Annotated in this window: 1 protein-coding gene; it reads left to right on the top strand. The window is 76.3% G+C overall.

The window, feature by feature from the left end; genetic code table 11:
* Positions 1 to 448: PD-(D/E)XK nuclease family protein (locus R5H29_RS07100; RefSeq protein ID WP_332328971.1), on the top strand; the 448-nt coding region annotated here is incomplete at both ends.

Here is a 448-nt window from a genome sequence, read left to right as displayed (position 1 = left end):
GCCGGCGCTCGCCGCCTGGTGGCGGCCGCGGCTGGCGCGGATCGCGGCCTGGGTGGCGGAGGAGGAGATGGCGCGGCGGATCCGCCTGCCCAACCCCAGGCTGATCGCGGCGGAGCAGGCGGGCGCCTGGACCTTCGCCGCACCCGCGGGGCCGTTCACGCTGACCGGGCGGGCGGACCGCATCGATATGCTGGCGGATGGCACGCTTGCGCTGCTGGATTACAAAACCGGCACCGTGCCGCCGAAGGCGGCCGTGGAACGCGGGCATGCCGCACAGTTGACCCTGGAGGCGGCGATGGCGGCCGAAGGCGGGTTCGGCGCGGCGCTGCGGGGGGCGGCGACGCAGCTCACCTACTGGAAGCTCTCCGGCGGGCGAAAGCGGGGCGAGGCGCGCAACGCGGTGACACCCGGCGCAGAGAGCGTCGCCGCCGGGCAGGAGGCGGGCCGG

It is taken from the genome of Stenotrophomonas sp. A3_2, assembly GCF_036624925.1.
In the GTDB taxonomy this organism is placed as follows: Bacteria; Pseudomonadota; Gammaproteobacteria; order Xanthomonadales; family Xanthomonadaceae; genus Stenotrophomonas; species Stenotrophomonas hibiscicola.
The sequence above is the reverse complement of the archived record's forward strand: the minus strand, read 5'-3'. Positions and strand labels throughout refer to the sequence as shown.